This is a genomic window from Bradyrhizobium sp. th-b2 (assembly GCF_000426785.1).
In the GTDB taxonomy this organism is placed as follows: domain Bacteria; phylum Pseudomonadota; class Alphaproteobacteria; order Rhizobiales; family Xanthobacteraceae; genus Bradyrhizobium; species Bradyrhizobium septentrionale.
Genome location: NZ_AUGA01000005.1, coordinates 262,012 through 278,668, shown reverse-complemented (window position 1 = coordinate 278,668; position 16,657 = coordinate 262,012). Strand labels below are relative to the sequence as shown.

The window sequence follows — 16,657 nt, the reverse complement described above, 5'->3', positions numbered from 1 at the left end:
GCTATCGCCGCAACGAGCCAGGCGTCAGGGCTGGCCGATGCCGGTGAGGCCGAGCACAGCACCAACGGCGAGCGCGAGCAGCGGATGGATGCGGGTCGTCGTCGTGGCGATGGCGACCAGAGCCGCGATCAGGGCCGTGCCCCAGCCTGAGACCGAGGTGTGGGTGATGACGATGGCGCTCGCGGTGACGAGGCCGGCGGTGACGGGCACGAGCCCGGCCTGCACGGTGCGTCGCCACGGCCGGTCCTTGAAGCGCTCCCAGAGCCGCAGCGCGAATCCGGTGACCAGCGACGACGGTCCGAACTTGGCGAGCGAGGTCACCAGCACGCCGGAGAAGCCGGCGACATGCCAGCCCACCAGCGGGACCACCATCATGTTCGGCCCCGGTGCGGCCTGTGCCAGCGCGAACAGCGCGCCGAATTCCTGCGCCGTCATCCAGTGATGGATGTCGACCACCTGACGCTGCATCTCCGGCAGGACGGTGTTGCCGCCGCCAAAGGCGAGCAGCGAGAGCTGGGCAAAGATCAGTGCGAGGGTGACAAGGGTTCCGCTCATGACGCCTGCCTCGATCGCAGAAAGATGCTGAGCGGCGCGAGCGTCAGCAGCGTCGGCAGCAGCGGCAGCCTCAACACCGCGATCGCGAGCACGCAGAGCGCGCCGATGAGCAGGCCGAGGACATCACGCCGCACCGGCCAGGCGATCTTGATCGCGGTCGAGATCAGGAGCCCGGCCGCGGCAGCAGCCAGGCCGCCGAACAGATGGCGGACCACGGGATCGTTCGCGAAGCGGCCATAGATCACGCCGAGGCCGATCACGACCGCGGTCGGCACCGCGATCAGGCCGAGGATCGACGCCAACGCGCCGGGAATGCCGCGAAACTTCAAGCCCACCGCAACCGACATGTTGATGATGTTGCCGCCGGGCAGGAATTGGCAGAGCCCGAGCAGGTCGGTGAACTCGGCGCTGGAGAGCCAGCCGCGCTTCTCCACCATCATGTGCCGCGCCAGCGGCAGCACGCCGCCGAAGCCGGTCAGGCCGAGGATGAAGAAGCCCGTGAACAACTCGCCGACATCGGGCGCCTCGTGCTTGGTGGAGAGGGTGGCGGGTGCTGCATCCATCGGCGCGTCGGCTCCGTTTCTTGTCGTGTTCGATCCGAACCTAGTTTGCGATGCCCCAAATATCAAATATATGGATCAGGTAATTGTCATATATTCCAGATATGGATTCATCCAATGATCGAGCTGCGCCATCTCCGCTATGCCGTCGCGGTGGCCGAGGAAGGTCACATCACCCGCGCCGCCGCGCGGCTCGGCATCCAGCAGCCGCCGCTGAGCCAGCAGATCCGCGCGCTGGAGACCGCGATCGGCGCGCCGCTGTTTCGCCGGCAGCCGCGCGGGGTCGAGCTGACCGCCGCCGGCCGCGCCTTCGTCGACAAGGCGCGCGCGATCTTGCGCGACGCCGACCTCGCCGTGGAGGCCGCGCGGCGGGCGAGCCGCGGCCAGGAAGGCCAGCTTGCGATCGGCTTCACCTCTTCGGCCGCCTTCCATCCCTTCGTCACCGGCGTGATGCGTGAAATGCGCGAGCGTGCGCCGGCGATCACGCTCTCGCTCGAGGAGGCCTCGACCGGCGAGCTGATCGAGGCCGTCGAGGCCGACCGTCTCGATGCGGCTTTCGTGCGCTCGCCGAGCGAGCGGCTGGAGAATTTGACGATCACCCATCTGCTCGATGAGGAGATGCTGGTCGCGCTGCCCGACCACCATCCGCGCGCCCGCAAGGACACGCGCCGCCGGATTGCGCTGGCCTCGCTCGCCGACGAGCCGCTGATCCTCTACCGCCGCCCGACCGGGCCGGGTCTCTACGACAGCATCATCGCCGCCTGCCGCGCGGCGGGCTTCAGCCCGAAGGTGGCGCAGGAGGCGACGCGGATGGTGTCGACGCTCAGCCTCGTCGCGGCGGGGCTCGGGATTTCGATCGTGCCGGAATCGATGGCGCGGCTGGAGACCGCAGGCGTGTCCTATCTCCGCCTCGATCGTGCCGCGGGTCTCGTTGCGCCGCTGGCGCTGGCCCGCAAGAAGGGGCCCGCCGGCGGCACGCTGGGTCGCCTGCTCGGCATTGTCACGCGGCGGGTGAGGGATCGCGCCGGGGTTTGACGCAGGCCTGCGTGATGGTGCCGAACGTTAGCGCGGGCCCAGCAATGTCGCCTGAATGGCGCGGAACGTGGGGTGTTTGGCGAACGCTCGCGTCCGGGCAACGCTAGATAGCCTGCATCGAACCCGGTTGCCCGTACGCTGGTCGCAACAGCTCGGTTGCACGCCGAGGCTCGGGTTCAATCAACACAGCGAAAGGCAATTCCGATGGCACGTTTTCCGGTCCATACGCGCGACTCCGCGCCTGAAGCCTCCAGACCCGCGTTGCGCGACGTCGAGGCGCGGTTTGGCATAATCCCCAACCTTGCGGCGGCGATGGCAACGTCGCCCGTGCTCATCCAGAGCTTCATCGGCATCTTCGACAAGGTTCACAGCGGCAGCTTCACCGAGCAGCAGATCCAGACCGTGCTGCTCACCGACGCGGTGACCAATGGCTGCACCTGGGCGGTCGCGCTGCATTCCGCGCTCGGGTTGCAGGCCGGTCTTGCCCCGGCCGATGTCGAGGCGATGCGCGCCGGCCGCTCGCCTGCCGACAAAACACTCGGTGCACTCTCGACGCTGGCGAGGTCGCTGATCGAAAAGCGCGGGCGGCTCGACGATGAGGAGATCGAGCGATTCCTGGCGGCCGGGTTCTACAAGGACCTCGTGCTTGAAGTGATTACCATCGTGGCGGCATCGACCATCACCAACTACACCGGCAGCGTGACCAACCCGCCGCTGGAGGCCGCATTGCAGGCGCATGCCTGGAATGGCTGAGCCGATCTCGTCTGCCGTCAATCAACGCACGCCGGCTGTGAGGCCGGCGCGCTTCTATGATCGCTAGCGCGCAAATCTGGCGCGGTAGTCCTGCGGCGTGGTGGCCAGCAATCGCATAAAGCTGCGGCGCATCGTCTCCTCCGATCCGAAACCGCAGCGCTGTGAAATCCGTTTGATCGGCAGCTGCGTCTCCGAGAGCAGATGCCGCGCCCCCTCGACCCGCAACCGCTCGATCGCGCGCGCCGGCGTCAACCCGGTCGCATCGGCATAGTGCCGGCTGAAGCTGCGCTCGCTCATGCCGGCCTGCCTGGCGAGCGTTGCAAGCGAGAGGTCATCGGCCAGATGGTTGCCGATCCAGTCGTGCAATGCGCTGAACCTGTCGTCGGTTGCTTGCAGCGACAATAGTTCGCTGAACTGTGCCTGCCCACCCGGCCGCTTGAAGAACACCACGAGATAGCGCGCGACGGCGAGTGCCGTCGCGCGGCCGAGATCTTCCTCCACCAGCGCCAGCGCGAGGTCGATCCCCGACGTGACGCCCGCCGAGGTCCAGAACGATCCATCGCGCACGAAGATCGGGTCGGGCTCGACGCGGACAGCGGGAAAGCGCTCGGCGAGTTCTGCGCAAAATTGCCAATGGGTCGCGGCGCGTCGCCCGTCGAGGGCGCCTGTTGCGGCGAGCAGGAACGCGCCGGTGCAGACCGACGCGGTGCGGCGCGCTTGCGTGGTGCGTCTGCGCACCCAGTCGACCAGCACGGCATCCGCCGTTGCGGCGTTGACGCCGTCGCCGCCCGGAATCACCAGCGTGTCGACGGCGGTATCGATCGCGGAAAGCGGATGCACCGCAACGCCGACGCCGGCCGATGCTTCGACGGTGGGACCGTCCTTGCCGACAACGCGGACTTCATAGGGCTCGGCGTTGCCCGCCTTGGCCATCAGCGCGTTGACGGACGCGAACACCTGCAGCGGCCCGGTGACGTCGAGGAGTTGCACCGCCGGATAAGCCAGCACTTCGATCGGGCGTCTTGCTTTTGGCGGAAAATGTGGGGGCTTTGGCGTCATCGCCGAAACCTGCCGCGCTAGATTCGCTTTGTCCATAGCGCAAGAGAAGTTCGAGGGAAGTTCGATGATTGCTCACGATGTCCACTTGCGGATCGGATCGCTCCTGTTCGAAGGCGTCGATCAAATCGATTTGACCGGGCCGTTCGAGGTGCTGTCGCGGATTCCGAATTCGACCTACCGCATCTACGGCAAGACTTTGGAGCCGGTGCGCGACATCAAGGGATTGCGGCTGACGCCGGACGCTACGCTTGCCGATGCGCCGCCGCTCGATGTGCTGCACGTGCCTGGCGGCTTCGGTCAGGAGGCGCTGATGGAGGACGCCGAGGTTCTCGACTGGATCCGCGCGCAGGCGGCAGGGGCATGCCGCATCTTTTCGGTCTGCACGGGGGCCCTGATCTGCGGCGCGGCCGGGCTTCTCAGGGGACGCAGGGCGACGACGCATTGGGCGTCGTTTCATCTGCTGCCGTTCTTCGGCGCTATGCCCGTGAACGAGCGCGTGGTGGTGGACGGAAGCTATGTCTTCGCCGCCGGCGTCACCGCGGGCATCGATGGCGCGTTGCGGCTGGCGGCCGAATTGCGCGGCGACGATGCCGCGCGGGCGATCCAGCTCTATATGGCCTATGCGCCGGAGCCGCCGTTCGACTGCGGCACGCCGGAGACCGCGCCACCTGAGATCCTGCAGCAGACGCGCCAGGCGACGCGTGCGATCACGGCGCAGCGGGAAGAGACCGCACGCCGTGTGGCTGCAAGGCTGGGTGTTGTCGTTGGAGGAAACTAATTCCCCGGCTCGAAGCTGCAGTCGGCGCCGCCGCCGGCCTTGCCCTTGATCACGGCGGGATCGAGCGTGCAGGACAGCTTTGACAGCGCCTCGTAGATCGTGCCGGCGGCGCCGTCGGGCGGCAGCCGGCGAGCGCTTCGGTCGCGAAGATCGCGTTGGCTGCGCTTCCCTTCACGGTGTGGGTCTTGCTGCCGAAGGTCAGTTCGCAGGAGCGCGAGGTGATGTCGACATTGCTGGCGCGGCAGACCACCTTGTCTGCGGTGACGATGATCTTCTTCGTGGCGGGGACATTGCCGTCGCCGTTGAAGAACGCGGCGACCGCCGCCTTCTCCGCAGGCAGCAGCGGCGAATAGGGCGCCACCACGCCGGCGAGCGCCAGCGCGACCGAGCCGGACGCCGTGGCGGGCGCGGCCGCTGCGGCGGACGCGGCCAGCGACAATGAACATGCGAGGATCGTCAATCGGCCAAGTCTCATTCCAAGCCTCATTCCTGTCTCCTGTCGCTGCGCCTTCCGCGGCGCGGAATCGCTAGCACGCCTTGCGGCCACAATGGGTGACGCCATTCACCGGCCATCCTGCAACTTCGCGTGAGGCGCCGGTTGCGCGCACAGGGCAGGGCGGCCCCGCGCGGATCGGCTTGCACGATCGCGCCATCGGCGGCACAGTCCGCTCTGCGGCCAGCGATGCCGCCAACAATGAAGACAAAGACAATCCGAGGAACGCTATGGCGGCCACGCGCATCGACTGCGACATCCATCCCGCGGTGGGAGGAACGCGCACCACGCTGCTGCCTTATCTCAGCGATCACTGGAAGGAACAGGTCGTCAGCCGCGCCATCGACGGGCTCGACCTCAATTCCTATCCGCCGTCGATGCCGCTGTCCGGCCGCGCCGACTGGCGGCCTTCCGACGGAAGCAAGCCCGGCAGCGATCTCTCCATGGTGCAGCGCGGCGCGTTCGATCAGCTCGGCGCCAGCCACGCCATCTGCAACGTCGTCTATGGCGCGCAGGCGGTGTTCGATTCCTACATGGCGGCAGACTTCTGCAAGGCGATCAACGACTGGATCGCCGCCGAGTGGCTCGCCAGGGACACGCGGCTGCGCGCCTCGATCGTGGTGCCGATCCAGGCGCCGGACCTTGCGGTCGAGGAGATCGAGCGCAGGGCCGGCGATCATCGCTTCGTCTCCGTGCTGGTGCCGTCGCAGGGCGAGACGCTGCTCGGTCGGCGGCATTACTGGCCGATCTATCAGGCCGCGGAGAAGTACAGATTGCCGATCGCGATCCACGCCGGCAGCGCTTACCGGGGCGCGCCGAGCTCGATCGGCTGGCCGTCCTATCGCTACGAATATTATCTCGCGGAAGCGCAGGCGTTCCAGGCGCAGGCGCTGAGCCTGATCTATGAGGGCGTGTTCGGGAAGTATCCGGGATTGACTGTGGTGCTGATGGAGTCCGGCGTCAGCTGGCTGCCGGCGTTCATGTGGCGCGCCAACAAGACCTGGCGCGGCGTGCGTGTCGAGGTGCCGTGGGTCGAGCGCGAGCCGGCCGCGATCATCCGCGATCATTTCCGCGTCACCATGCAGCCGTTCGATGGCCCGCCGGATGCGACCGGCGTTGCCGATGTGATCGACCAGATCGGCTCCGACAAGATGTTCCTGTTCGCGTCCGACTATCCGCACTGGCAGTTCGACGGCGACGATCCGATCCCGCGATATCTGCCTGACAGTATCGTCAAGCGGATGTGCGAGGATAATCCGCTGGAGACCTTTCCGCGCCTGAAGCTCGATTCCTAGTTCGCGCGCATGATCCGGAAAAGTGGGAACCGGTTTTCCGATAAGATCATGCGCCAAACAAAAAGGAGGATCGCATGAGTGATGTCATCGACCGCCCGATGCTCGACCAGGAGACCACCGCCGCGACGCGGCTGAAGATCATCGATTGCGACATTCATCCGAGCATCCACGCGCACAGCGACCTCAACGAGTTCCTGCCAAAGCGCTGGCAGCAGCATCTGAAGGAATATGGTAGCCATCTGCGCACGCCCTATATCGGCACCACGCCGTATCCGCGCTCCTCGCCGCTGATCGCGCGGCGCGACGCCTGGCCGCCGACCGGCGGCGTGCCCGGCTCCGATCTCGATTTCATGCGCAAGCAGCACCTCGATCCCTTCGACGTCGAGTTCGGGATTCTGCAGGTGCTAGACCTCTTCATCTTCTCGCAGCAGAATCTGGAATTCGGCGCCGCGATCCAGCGCGCTATCAACGATTGGCAGCTCGCCTTCTGGGCGCATCGCGATCCCAGGCTAAAGGCCTCGATCCTGGTCGGGCAGGATGGCTCCGACCTCGGCCTCGCCGAGATCGAGCGCTGCGCCAAATCAGGCGAATACATCCAGATCAACGTCTCGCCGCGCGCCAACGAGCCGCTCGGCCGCCGCCGCTACTGGCCGATCTATCAACGCGCGCAAGAGCTCGATCTGCCGCTCGGCATCCATGTCGGCGGCTATGGCGGGCACGCGCCGACCGGCGGCGGCTGGCCGTCCTATTATTGCGAGGAGCATCAGTCGAACGCGCACACGGTGGCCTCGAACCTCACGAGCTTGGTGCTCGAAGGTGTTCCCGAGCGCTTCCCGAAGCTGAAGATCGTGTTCATCGAGGGCGGCTTCGGCTGGATCCCCGCGACGATGTGGCGGATGGACCAGCATTTCGAGCGCTTCCGCAGCGAGGTGCCGCACCTCAAGCGCAAGCCGAGCGAATATGTGAAGGAGCATTTCTGGTTCACCACCCAGCCGATCGACGAACCGGATGAAGCAAGGCATCTGCGCCAGCTGATCGAATGGGTCGGCATCGACCGGCTGCTGTTCTCGTCGGACTATCCGCACTGGGACTATGACGACGCGCGCTACGCCTTCAAGACACCGCTGACGGAGGCCGATACAAGTTCTAGGATCATGGCCCGCCACATCGTCGCGCGCACCAGCGAAATCCCCGCCGGCGGCAACAAGGTGTTCGGCCTTGAGGGCCGCGATATCGTCGTGTTCCACGTCAATGGCGAGTTCTTCGCGTTGCTCAATCGCTGCCCGCATGAGGGCGCGCCGCTCGAGAAAGCGGCCTGCGTCGCGCGGCTGACCTCGCCCGAGCCCGGCATCTATCAGCGCGACCGCGTCGGCGAGATGCTGCGCTGTCCGTGGCACGGCTGGGAATTCGACATGCGCAACGGCCAGTCCTGGTTCGATCCGAAACGGTTCAAGATCCGCTCCTATCCGGTCGCGGTCGAAAGCGGCGCGGAGTTGCAGAAAGGGCCGTATGTGGCCGAGACGTTCCCGGTGCACATCGAAGACAATTACGTGATCGTCGAGGTGTAAGGGCCGCCGCCACGAAACCGTCACGCCCGGCGTTGTGCCGGGCATCCACGTCTTTGCTTGGTTGATGGAAAAGACGTGGGTGGCCGGGACGGCCCGGCCATGGCGAGAAATGAGATCGTTGCACTATTTGCAATAATGAAGTGCCGTTGTCGGCGATTATAATGTGACGTGCAATGGGCCACCTTGAGGAGGCGGTCGGGAATGGATCCCGTCCACGACATCAGGAACGGCATCATGAAGCTCTATCACTTTGCTCTTTCCGGCCACGCGCATCGCGCCCGTCTCTTCATTTCCCTGCTGGGCATTCCGCACGAGCTGGTCGAGGTCGACCTCAAGTCCGCCGCGCAGAAGACGCCGGAATACCTCGCGCTCAATCCGTTCGGCCAGGTGCCGGTGCTGGACGATGACGGCACCATCATTGCCGATTCCAACGCGATCCTGGTCTACCTCGCGACCAAGCTCGGCCGCACCGACTGGCTGCCGCAGGATGCAAAGGGCGCCGCCGCCGTGCAGCGCTGGCTGTCGGTCGCCGCCGGCGACCTCGCGTTCGGGCCTGCTGCGGCGCGGCTCATCACCGTGTTCGGTGCCAAGCACAATCCGGACGACGTGATCGCCCGCGCCCACCTCCTGCTGAAGCGGCTCGAGGCGCATCTCGCGGGTCGCGACTGGCTGGTCGGCACAGGGCCGACGATCGCCGATGTCGCGCTCTACAGCTATCTGTCGAGCGCGCCCGAGGGCAATGTCGATCTCTCCGCCTACTCGCGCGTTAACGCGCTGCTGCGCCGGATCGAGGCGCTGCCGGGCTTCGTGCCGTTCGCCAAGACCCGCGTCGGTCTGGCTACGGCAGCGTAACGTGCCGACCGGGCGTGCCTTCGGGCGCGCCCGTCCAACCCCCGAAGGGGAGGGCTGCGAGATGAGCGACAGGCGAACCAAGAACAAGCTGGCTGTCTGGCATGCCGGCGAGAAGGCGATCCAGCAGAAGGTCGGCGTCGCCGAGAAGATGGAGGCCGTCGGCCAGCGCGCGGTGCGGGACTTCATGCCCGATCAGCACCGCGAGTTCTTCGCGCAAATTCCCTTCATCGTCGTCGGCAGCGTCGACCGCAGCGGCGATGCATGGGCCTCGCTGCTCGCCGGCCGGCCCGGCTTCATCGCCTCGCCGACGCCGCACAGCCTCCAGATCGATGCGCGGCCCGACCCCAGCGATCCCGTCAGCGAGGGCATGCGCGACGGCGACGCGATCGGATTGCTGGGGATCGAGTTGCACACGCGGCGCCGCAACCGTGCCAACGGGTTGCTTGGTGCATCGTCGGGCAAGGTGCTCAACTTCGAACTCGATCAGAGCTTCGGCAATTGTCCGCAGTACATCCAGCTGCGCGATTTCCGCTTCGTGCGCGAGCCGGATCAGCCGTTCACCGGAGAGATCGAGCGGAGCGCGACGCTCGATCAGGCCGCGCGCGACATGATCAAGGCGGCCGACACGTTCTTCGTGGCGTCCTATGCCGAGCGCGAGGACCGTCGCCAGGTGGACGTCTCGCATCGCGGCGGCAGAGCGGGCTTCGTGCGGGTTGGCGACGACGGCACGCTGACGATTCCCGATTTCGCCGGCAATCTGTTCTTCAACACGCTCGGCAACATCCACCTCAACGGCAAGGCCGGGCTGGTGTTTGCCAATTTCGAAACCGGCGACCTGCTGCAGCTGAGCGGCGACGCCGAGGTGATCCTGGACTCGCCGGAGATCGCGGCGTTCCAGGGCGCCGAACGGCTCTGGCGCTTCCGCGCCCGCCGTGTCGTGCGCCGGCGCGGCGCACTGCCGCTGCGCTGGGCGCTCCGGGCGGACGGCTGGTCGCCGAATGCGTTGATGACCGGCGACTGGGCGCAGGCCGCTGACCGCATCCGCGCGGCCGAGCTTGCGACGCAGTGGCGCCCATTCAAGGTCAGCAAGATCGTCGACGAGAGCCGATCGATCCGCTCGTTTCACCTGCAGCCGGACGACGGGGCAGGGCTGCTTCCGCACCAAGCCGGACAGCATCTGCCGGTCCGCCTCTCGATCCCGGGGACGGACAAGCCTGTCATCCGCACCTACACGCTGTCGGTCGCGCCGTCGGACGGCATGTACCGCATCAGCGTGAAGCGCGACGGCCTGGTGTCGCAGCATCTCCACGACCACGTCCATGTCGGCGACATCATCGAAGCGCGCGCGCCGGGCGGCGGCTTCACGATCGATGCGCGCGAGAAGCGCCCCGCGGTGCTGCTTGCCGGCGGCGTCGGCATCACGCCGATGCTCGCGATGCTGCGCCACGTGGTCTACGAGGGCCTGCGCACCCGCGGCGTCCGGCCGACTTACGTGTTCCAGGCCGCACATACGAAGCAGGACCGCGCGTTCGGCGACGAATTGCGGCAACTGGCTGAGGCCGCCGGCGGCGCCGTGCGGATCATGCGCGTGCTCGGTGACGTCGATGGCGCCGAGCAGGGCACGGATTACGACGCCGCGGGGCGGATCGACATGGCGCTGCTGTCGCGCGTGCTGCCGTTCAACGACTATGACTTCTATCTGTGCGGACCGCCGCAGTTCACGCAATCGCTCTATGACGCCCTGCGCGGCTACAACATTGCCGACGGCAGGATACACGCGGAGGCGTTCGGTCCGTCGTCGTTGGTGCGGAAGCCGGACGTGGTCACCGCGGCACCGCCGCGCCGGCCGCCCGCAACCACGCCGGTCCCGGTCGCCTTCACCGCATCGCTGAAGGAGGCGCGCTGGACGCCGGAGTCGGGAACGCTGCTCGAACTGGCGGAAGAGCGCGGTCTCAGCCCCGCGTTCAGTTGCCGCGAAGGCAATTGCGGAACCTGCCGAACCCGATTGCTGGCAGGTGCGGTCACTTATGTGAAAGAGCCCAGCGCTGAGGTGGCCGCCGACGAGGTGCTGATCTGCTGCGCCGTGCCGGCGAAGCCGGAGGCCGACGGCGAGGACCGGATCCAGCTCGATCTCTGATCAGCGGCCCTCGCCGATCTGCGCAGCGCCGTTGCTTAGCCCATGCTGCCCGGCATGAAGCAGCGCGGTCGCGGGTGGCCATCCAAATAATACGGCCAGACCATGGTGCGGCCGGCGCGGTTCGGTCCGGTAACCACGGCGTCGTCGGGAACGTCGACCCACTCACCCTCGAGGCGCACACGATAGTGGCCGTCCTTGGTGTCCCAATCGGCATCGTCGACGCGTCGCGCGTCGCTGCCGTCGCAGCAGGGTCCCTTGCCGCTTTGCAGGCTCTCATACCAGCCGTTCAGCTCGGGATGCTGGTGATCATGGGCTAGAGCCGGACCGAACGCTGGCAGCGCCAGCAGCGCGGTGAATACAAGAAGCGTCGCACGCAAGAACGGTTTGTCCATCTGATCCCCAGATCCGGAAAGCCCAAGGCAGCCAATCCGGACATGGTCATCGGAAGCTCTACATCAATAAGATTATGAGTGTCATATATTCACATTCATGCGAGGGCGCGCGCGGCGTGCTATCCGGCAAGGCCGGGGGTCGTCAAAGTCAGGCGAGCAGGCCCATCACCTGGTCGATCACGGCCTTCACCTGTTTCGACTCCGGCCGCTGGTGCGCGAGCGCCAGCAGGCCGGCATGCACCACCATGATCGTGTGCGCGGTGACGTCGGGGTCAAAGCCCTTCCTGAACTGGGTGCGATCGGCGCGCAGCCGCGTGCGCAACAGCTCTTCGAGCCGCCTGTTGTAGCGCTCGATGCTCTTGCGGACCTCGGCCTGATCGAGCGAGCCGTCGGTCGCGGAATTGATCGACAGGCAGCCGTGCTGTCCCTTCTCGCCCGAGCAATAGGGGATGAACCCGGTGAGCCACTGCCTGATGGTCTCGCGCGCGGGCCCCGGCTGCGCCAGGGTGCGCTCGCCCCAGCCCAGAATGCCGTCGTGGTAGCGGTCGAGCACCCTCAGGAACAGCGCGCTCTTGTCGCCGAAGGCCGCGTAGAGGCTGGGCTTGGCGATGCCGCTCGCCGCCGTGATCTCGTCGAGCGAGGTTGCCTGAAACCCCTTCTGCCAGAACACCTGACGGGCGATTTCCAGGACATCGTCCGGATCGAAGCTGCGCGGCCTTGCCATACCGCTGTTTTATGTACTCCCGCGTCGGATGTGAAGCCTTCACCTTGCTGTGAGAGCAGTCCGAGCCATTGACGCGAGCCTCATTCTGTACTTACAAGTACATAACGAAATCGGGAGATGGCGCCATGAAGGCGGTTCAGGTTGTTGCGTTCGGACGTCCTGCTGATGTGGTCAAGCTCAACGAGGTGGCTGATGTGGGCAGCCCCGGCCCCAACGAGGTGGTGGTCGCCGTCGAGGCGGCGCCGATCAACAACTCGGATTTCATGATCATGGCGGGACGCTACGGCTATCTTCCGTCGCCGCCGGCCACGCTCGGCATCGAGGGCGTCGGGCGGGTGATCGCCGCGGGATCGCAGGTGAAGAACCTCAGGGCGGGCGACCGCACGCTGATTCCGTTCACGATCCCGACCTGGACCGAACGCGTCAAGTTCACGGCGTCGTGGCAGCGTCCGCTGCCCGAAAGCGCCGATGTCCAGCAGCTCTCCATGATCGGGGTCAATCCGGCCACTGCCTATCTGCTGCTGACCGATTTCGTCAAAGTCGCGCACGGCGGCTGGGTGATCCAGAACGGCGCCAACTCGGCGACCGCGCGCGCCGTGATCGGCATCGCCAAGTCGCTCGGCCTCAAGACGGTCAACGTCGTGCGGCGCGAAGAGGTCTTGGATGAAGTCAAGGCGATCGGCGGCGATATCGTGCTGGTCGACGGGCCCGACCTTGCCAAGCGCGTCGCCAGGGAGACCGGTGGGGCGCCGATCCAGCTGGCGCTCGACGTCGTCGGCGGCACGTCCGCCTTGAACCTGATGAACTGCCTGGCATCGAAGGGCGTGCTGGTCATCTACAGCGCGATGAGCGGACAGCCGTTCTCAGGTTCGGCCCTGAGCGTGATCTTCAATGAAGTGTCGGTGCGCGGCTTCTGGCTGGGACATTGGGGCAAGACCGCGACGGACAAGGCATTGGCCACGATGTACGATCATCTCGTGCCGATGGTCGCGTCCGGAGCGATCAGCGCGCCGGTCGTCGGGACCTACGGCCTCGAGGGATTCTCCGAAGCCATCGCCAAGGCCGCGGCATTCAAGGGCAAGGTGATCTTCACGCCCAACTAGATTTTAGCGGCCGGTATCGGCTGCCTATTTTATGTACTGTCCGGGCAGAGCAATCCGGCCAAAGCCTGTATCCAGCGTCCGACCGCCGCGTCCATAACCGGAACGCGATGGCGTGCCCGCGCCATCATTGCCATTGCATCTTGAGACCCGGCCGGCTTACCGCTACCAGTGCAATTCGGAAGCGATGCCAGGCGCATCGGAAAAGGAACGTTTCTCATGGCAAACACGACGTCGGAGCTTGAAGGGCTCCTGATGCAGCGGTCGCTGACCGATCCGCAGCTTTTGGCCGCGGCAGAAGCGGCAACGGACTTCCGGATCCTGCCGGATGCCACCGTGATCAAGATCGGTGGCCAGAGCGTCATCGACCGCGGCCGCGCCGCCGTCTATCCGCTGGTCGACGAGATCGTCGCGGCCCGGAAGGCCAACAAGCTCCTGATCGGGACCGGGGCAGGCACCCGCGCCCGGCATCTCTATTCGATCGCGGCCGGGCTTCGCCTGCCGGCCGGCGTGCTGTCGCAACTCGGCGCCTCGGTCGCCGATCAGAACGCCGTGATGCTGGGGCAGTTGCTGGCCAAGCACGGCATCTCCGCAGTCAGCGGCGCCGGGCTCTCGGCCGTGCCGCTCTATCTCGCCGAGGTGAATGCGGTGATCTTCAGCGGCATGCCGCCCTACGGGCTCTGGATGCGCCCCGCACCCGAAGGCATGATCCCGCCCTACCGCACCGACGCCGGATGCTTCCTGGTCGCCGAGCAGTTCGGCTGCAAGGCGATGATCTATGTGAAGGACGAGAACGGCCTCTATACCGCGAACCCCAAGACCTCGAAGGGCGCCACCTTCATTCCGAAAATCTCGGTGGCCGAGATGAAGGCGAAGGGATTGCAGGATTCGATCCTCGAATTCCCGGTGCTCGATCTGCTCGCCGCTGCGCGCCATGTCCGCCAAGTGCAGGTCGTCAATGGCCTTGTCACCGGCAATCTCACCCGCGCGCTCGCGGGCGAGCATGTCGGCACCATCATCACCGCGAGCTGAGAGAGACACGACCATGGATGACACCATCAAGCACGTCGCCTCGCCGCTCGCGCGCCAGACCCTGCTCGACAGCGATCTCACCCGTCCCGTCGCCGGCGGACGCCCGATTGCCCTGCTGCCCTGGGTGCAGGTGGTGAAGATCGGCGGCCGCTCCATCATGGATCGCGGCCATGAAGCGATCCTGCCGATCGTCGACGAGCTGCGCTCGCTGTTATCAGAGCACCGCCTCTTGATCCTGACCGGCGCCGGCATCCGCGCCCGCCACCTCTACAGCGTTGGCCTCGACCTCGGTCTGCCGGTCGGCTCGCTCGCGCCGCTCGCGGCGAGCGAGGCCGGCCAGAACGGTCATATCCTGGCCTGCCTGCTCGCGCCGGAAGGCGTCTCCTATATCGAGCACCCGACCATCGCGAGCCAGCTTGCGATCCATCTCTCCGCGGCCCGCGCGGTGGTGGGCAGCGGCTTTCCGCCCTACCACCATCACGAATTCCCCGACTCGCGCATCCCGTTGCATCGTGCCGACACCGGCGCATTCCTGCTCGCCGATGCGCTCGGCGCGGCCGGCCTCACCATCGTCGAGGATGTCGACGGCGTGTACACCGACGATCCCAACGGTCCCGACGGCAAGAAGGCGCAGCTGCTGCGCGAGACCAGCGTCGCCGATCTCGCCAAGCTGAAGGGCACGCTGCCGTTCGATCCTGCGCTGCTCGAGGTGATGAAGAACGCGCGGCATATCGAGCGCGTGCAGGTCGTGAACGGCCTCGTTCCCGGCCGGCTCACCGCAGCGCTGCGCGGCCAGCATGTCGGCTCGATCATCCGCACCGGCGCGCGTCCGGCCTGACGCGTTTCGGGCGAAGCGGTCGCGCGCCGAGCGAGCCCCGTTCCGATTGTATCGGAACGGAGCTCTCGATTCTTTTTTGACGCGTTTTCTTCACGCGAACCGGTACCACTTCGCTCGAAAACGCTTTGGTCCAGCGCGCGACGGGCGATTACTTGATCGTCGCGTGCAGCGTGATGACCGAGGTGCCGGATGCCTTCGGGCCCTGACCCGTTGCCTTGATGGCGAAGGTGTCGCTGCCCTTGTACTTGGCCTTCGCCCTGTATTCGAAGGTCAATGTGTTGATCTTCTTCAACTTGCCGTAGGTCGGCTTTTGCGAGATCGCGGAGTCCGTCACCGTGCCGCGGATCCCGATCGGGATCAGGCAGCTTTGGCCTGACGCGACGTCGATATCGCCGGTCGAGTTCTCGCCCCAATCCGCCAATGTGACCGACATCGAGCATTCGGATACGGCCTGCGCCGCAAACGCCGGCATGACACTTGATGCTGCAATGCTGAGCGCCAGGGCGGCGATCCCCGGCAACCGCGTCGTCACGATGCTCATTCCCATGCAAGGCCCACTGCTGAAGGTTTCTTCGGTGCGAGAATCCTGCAACGTAGCAGCGAGGGTGGCAAGGCCTTCGGCCATTCTGTGTTGCTCCGGGAGCCGACGTGCTGAACCGTCGCTCCGACATCTTGTTGCCGTGGTGAGGCGCCCTCAAGGTCATCGGACCGCGACTTGATCGGGGGGATGGCTCACGTGACGCGAAAAGGGATTCCAATGGCTGATGGCAAGGACGGTCAGACAAACGCGCAACAGACCGGGTTTGCCGGGGTGACGCGCAAGACCCTCGAGCGTCTCGCTCTGCCCGGCGATGATCGCGAGCTCGTCGTTGCCGAGGTGACCTATCCGCCCGGCGGGGTCGCGCCGCTGCACCGGCATCCGGTTGGGGGAATTATCTTCATCGTCGAAGGTGTCGCCGAGTCCGCCTATGGCAGCGAGGCGCCGCGACAGTATCGGGCAGGCGAGACCTTGCAGGATCGCCCCGACCTTCCGCACACGCTGTTTCGCAACTGCGACCCGGAACGCCCGCTGCGCTTTCTGACGATCTACGCGCTTGAACCTGGGCGCGCCTACACGATGGAGCCGTGAGGCTCAGGCGTTTTCCGTGGCCTGTTCAGCTCATCATGAGCTTGATCTGGCCGCCTTCGATGGTTCCCGCCGCAAGGGCATCGCGAGCCATCTTTTCGATGGTCGGCCAATTCGTGAGCAGATACTTGTGCGCCTGCAGCTTCGTTGGGAATGTGGTTTGCAGGATGCAGGCCTGCCGCGCGTTTCCGTTCGCGATCTGAAAAGACACCGCCTGGGGTCCCTCATTGATCTCTTGTTCGGTCGGCTTGGGAAATTTGCGCATGCTGCTCCTTCGCGAAAATCTTCGCGCTCGTCGCCAATGGAATTCGGTCGTATCCCGGGCCGGGCGATCCGGTCGGGTGGCGGGCGAGGCTTAGT

Annotated in this window: 18 protein-coding genes and 2 pseudogenes; 12 read left to right on the top strand and 8 right to left on the bottom strand. The window is 65.9% G+C overall.

Annotation, left to right across the window (positions count from 1 at the left end; translation table 11 throughout):
- Positions 1 to 24 precede the first annotated feature (24 nt).
- Both K359_RS0110870 and K359_RS0110865 read right to left on the bottom strand, forming a co-directional pair.
- Positions 25 to 555: a chromate transporter gene (locus K359_RS0110870; protein WP_029079367.1), complete on the bottom strand. Its 531-nt coding sequence runs from the start codon at positions 553 to 555 to the stop codon at positions 25 to 27.
- A complete protein-coding gene (locus K359_RS0110865; RefSeq protein ID WP_029079366.1) occupies positions 552 to 1,118 on the bottom strand; it encodes a chromate transporter in 567 nt (188 codons plus the stop codon). Before K359_RS0110865 ends, K359_RS0110870 begins: the two co-directional genes overlap by 4 nt.
- Positions 1,119 to 1,235: 117 nt before the next feature.
- Between K359_RS0110865 and K359_RS0110860 the strand changes: the two genes are divergently transcribed.
- A complete protein-coding gene (locus K359_RS0110860) occupies positions 1,236 to 2,150 on the top strand; it encodes a LysR family transcriptional regulator (RefSeq protein ID WP_371261144.1) in 915 nt (304 codons plus the stop codon).
- A 204-nt stretch (positions 2,151 to 2,354) separates the two neighbouring features.
- Positions 2,355 to 2,903 carry a carboxymuconolactone decarboxylase family protein gene (locus tag K359_RS0110855; RefSeq protein ID WP_029079364.1) on the top strand — a complete coding sequence of 183 codons (549 nt, stop codon included), beginning with the start codon at positions 2,355 to 2,357 and terminating at the stop codon, positions 2,901 to 2,903.
- A gap of 63 nt (positions 2,904 to 2,966) precedes the next feature.
- Here K359_RS0110855 and K359_RS0110850 read toward each other — a convergent pair whose 3' ends face one another.
- Positions 2,967 to 3,962: a GlxA family transcriptional regulator gene (locus K359_RS0110850; protein ID WP_029079363.1), complete on the bottom strand. Its 996-nt coding sequence runs from the start codon at positions 3,960 to 3,962 to the stop codon at positions 2,967 to 2,969.
- A 64-nt stretch (positions 3,963 to 4,026) separates the two neighbouring features.
- Between K359_RS0110850 and K359_RS0110845 the strand changes: the two genes are divergently transcribed.
- Positions 4,027 to 4,740 (top strand): DJ-1/PfpI family protein, encoded by a 714-nt coding sequence (locus K359_RS0110845; RefSeq protein WP_029079362.1) that lies wholly within the window; start codon positions 4,027 to 4,029, stop codon positions 4,738 to 4,740.
- Here the strand turns inward: K359_RS0110845 and K359_RS51675 are convergent.
- Positions 4,737 to 5,215: pseudogene (locus K359_RS51675) on the bottom strand (hypothetical protein). The gene K359_RS0110845 and the pseudogene K359_RS51675 overlap by 4 nt on opposite strands.
- A gap of 248 nt (positions 5,216 to 5,463) precedes the next feature.
- Here K359_RS51675 and K359_RS0110835 point away from each other — a divergent pair.
- From K359_RS0110835 to K359_RS0110820, 5 genes and pseudogenes are all read left to right on the top strand, one after another.
- Positions 5,464 to 6,528, top strand: coding sequence for an amidohydrolase family protein (locus tag K359_RS0110835; RefSeq protein WP_029079361.1), 1,065 nt, complete (start codon positions 5,464 to 5,466; stop codon positions 6,526 to 6,528).
- 74 nt (positions 6,529 to 6,602) lie between these two features.
- Positions 6,603 to 7,667 (top strand): annotated as a pseudogene (locus K359_RS51670) (amidohydrolase family protein); the annotation flags it as partial.
- A 15-nt stretch (positions 7,668 to 7,682) separates the two neighbouring features.
- On the top strand, positions 7,683 to 8,096 hold the full coding sequence (locus K359_RS61165) for a Rieske (2Fe-2S) protein (RefSeq protein WP_156928449.1): 414 nt from the start codon (positions 7,683 to 7,685) through the stop codon (positions 8,094 to 8,096).
- Positions 8,097 to 8,330: 234 nt separating this feature from the next.
- A complete protein-coding gene (locus K359_RS0110825; RefSeq protein ID WP_029079360.1) occupies positions 8,331 to 8,948 on the top strand; it encodes a glutathione S-transferase family protein in 618 nt (205 codons plus the stop codon).
- 61 nt (positions 8,949 to 9,009) lie between these two features.
- Positions 9,010 to 11,085, top strand: coding sequence for a pyridoxamine 5'-phosphate oxidase family protein (locus K359_RS0110820; protein WP_029079359.1), 2,076 nt, complete (start codon positions 9,010 to 9,012; stop codon positions 11,083 to 11,085).
- Between the two features lie 35 nt (positions 11,086 to 11,120).
- Here the strand turns inward: K359_RS0110820 and K359_RS0110815 are convergent, their stop codons facing one another.
- Together K359_RS0110815 and K359_RS0110810 are read right to left on the bottom strand one after the other, a co-directional pair.
- A complete protein-coding gene (locus K359_RS0110815; RefSeq protein WP_198031134.1) occupies positions 11,121 to 11,477 on the bottom strand; it encodes a hypothetical protein in 357 nt (118 codons plus the stop codon).
- A gap of 148 nt (positions 11,478 to 11,625) precedes the next feature.
- Positions 11,626 to 12,201, bottom strand: coding sequence for a TetR/AcrR family transcriptional regulator (locus tag K359_RS0110810; RefSeq protein ID WP_029079357.1), 576 nt, complete (start codon positions 12,199 to 12,201; stop codon positions 11,626 to 11,628).
- A 125-nt stretch (positions 12,202 to 12,326) separates the two neighbouring features.
- Between K359_RS0110810 and K359_RS0110805 the strand changes: the two genes are divergently transcribed.
- The 3 genes from K359_RS0110805 to K359_RS0110795 all read left to right on the top strand — a co-directional run bounded on the left by K359_RS0110805 (position 12,327) and on the right by K359_RS0110795 (position 15,171).
- On the top strand, positions 12,327 to 13,304 hold the full coding sequence (locus tag K359_RS0110805; protein ID WP_029079356.1) for a zinc-dependent alcohol dehydrogenase family protein: 978 nt from the start codon (positions 12,327 to 12,329) through the stop codon (positions 13,302 to 13,304).
- Positions 13,305 to 13,520: 216 nt separating this feature from the next.
- On the top strand, positions 13,521 to 14,333 hold the full coding sequence (locus K359_RS0110800) for a uridine kinase (protein WP_029079355.1): 813 nt from the start codon (positions 13,521 to 13,523) through the stop codon (positions 14,331 to 14,333).
- Between the two features lie 13 nt (positions 14,334 to 14,346).
- On the top strand, positions 14,347 to 15,171 hold the full coding sequence (locus K359_RS0110795) for a molybdenum storage protein subunit alpha (RefSeq protein ID WP_029079354.1): 825 nt from the start codon (positions 14,347 to 14,349) through the stop codon (positions 15,169 to 15,171).
- 148 nt (positions 15,172 to 15,319) lie between these two features.
- Here the strand turns inward: K359_RS0110795 and K359_RS0110790 are convergent, their stop codons facing one another.
- Entirely contained in the window at positions 15,320 to 15,718 is a 399-nt protein-coding gene (locus K359_RS0110790; RefSeq protein WP_245284573.1) for a hypothetical protein, read from the bottom strand.
- 210 nt (positions 15,719 to 15,928) lie between these two features.
- On the opposite strand from K359_RS0110790, the gene K359_RS0110785 reads away from it, so the two are divergent.
- Positions 15,929 to 16,300 carry a cupin domain-containing protein gene (locus K359_RS0110785; protein WP_029079352.1) on the top strand — a complete coding sequence of 124 codons (372 nt, stop codon included), beginning with the start codon at positions 15,929 to 15,931 and terminating at the stop codon, positions 16,298 to 16,300.
- Between the two features lie 25 nt (positions 16,301 to 16,325).
- On the opposite strand, the gene K359_RS0110780 is transcribed toward K359_RS0110785, so the two are convergent.
- Positions 16,326 to 16,562 carry a hypothetical protein gene (locus K359_RS0110780; RefSeq protein ID WP_029079351.1) on the bottom strand — a complete coding sequence of 79 codons (237 nt, stop codon included), beginning with the start codon at positions 16,560 to 16,562 and terminating at the stop codon, positions 16,326 to 16,328.
- Between the last annotated feature and the right edge of the window lie 95 nt (positions 16,563 to 16,657).

Coding starts and splice junctions, on each gene's coding strand:
- K359_RS0110870 (WP_029079367.1), bottom strand. CDS start 555: ATGAGCGGAACCCTTGTCACCCTCGCACTGATCTTTGCCCAGCTCTCG.
- K359_RS0110865 (WP_029079366.1), bottom strand. CDS start 1,118: ATGGATGCAGCACCCGCCACCCTCTCCACCAAGCACGAGGCGCCCGAT.
- K359_RS0110855 (WP_029079364.1), top strand. CDS start 2,355: ATGGCACGTTTTCCGGTCCATACGCGCGACTCCGCGCCTGAAGCCTCC.
- K359_RS0110850 (WP_029079363.1), bottom strand. CDS start 3,962: ATGACGCCAAAGCCCCCACATTTTCCGCCAAAAGCAAGACGCCCGATC.
- K359_RS0110845 (WP_029079362.1), top strand. CDS start 4,027: ATGATTGCTCACGATGTCCACTTGCGGATCGGATCGCTCCTGTTCGAA.
- K359_RS0110835 (WP_029079361.1), top strand. CDS start 5,464: ATGGCGGCCACGCGCATCGACTGCGACATCCATCCCGCGGTGGGAGGA.
- K359_RS61165 (WP_156928449.1), top strand. CDS start 7,683: ATGGCCCGCCACATCGTCGCGCGCACCAGCGAAATCCCCGCCGGCGGC.
- K359_RS0110825 (WP_029079360.1), top strand. CDS start 8,331: ATGAAGCTCTATCACTTTGCTCTTTCCGGCCACGCGCATCGCGCCCGT.
- K359_RS0110820 (WP_029079359.1), top strand. CDS start 9,010: ATGAGCGACAGGCGAACCAAGAACAAGCTGGCTGTCTGGCATGCCGGC.
- K359_RS0110815 (WP_198031134.1), bottom strand. CDS start 11,477: ATGGACAAACCGTTCTTGCGTGCGACGCTTCTTGTATTCACCGCGCTG.
- K359_RS0110810 (WP_029079357.1), bottom strand. CDS start 12,201: ATGGCAAGGCCGCGCAGCTTCGATCCGGACGATGTCCTGGAAATCGCC.
- K359_RS0110805 (WP_029079356.1), top strand. CDS start 12,327: ATGAAGGCGGTTCAGGTTGTTGCGTTCGGACGTCCTGCTGATGTGGTC.
- K359_RS0110800 (WP_029079355.1), top strand. CDS start 13,521: ATGGCAAACACGACGTCGGAGCTTGAAGGGCTCCTGATGCAGCGGTCG.
- K359_RS0110795 (WP_029079354.1), top strand. CDS start 14,347: ATGGATGACACCATCAAGCACGTCGCCTCGCCGCTCGCGCGCCAGACC.
- K359_RS0110790 (WP_245284573.1), bottom strand. CDS start 15,718: ATGGGAATGAGCATCGTGACGACGCGGTTGCCGGGGATCGCCGCCCTG.
- K359_RS0110785 (WP_029079352.1), top strand. CDS start 15,929: ATGGCTGATGGCAAGGACGGTCAGACAAACGCGCAACAGACCGGGTTT.
- K359_RS0110780 (WP_029079351.1), bottom strand. CDS start 16,562: ATGCGCAAATTTCCCAAGCCGACCGAACAAGAGATCAATGAGGGACCC.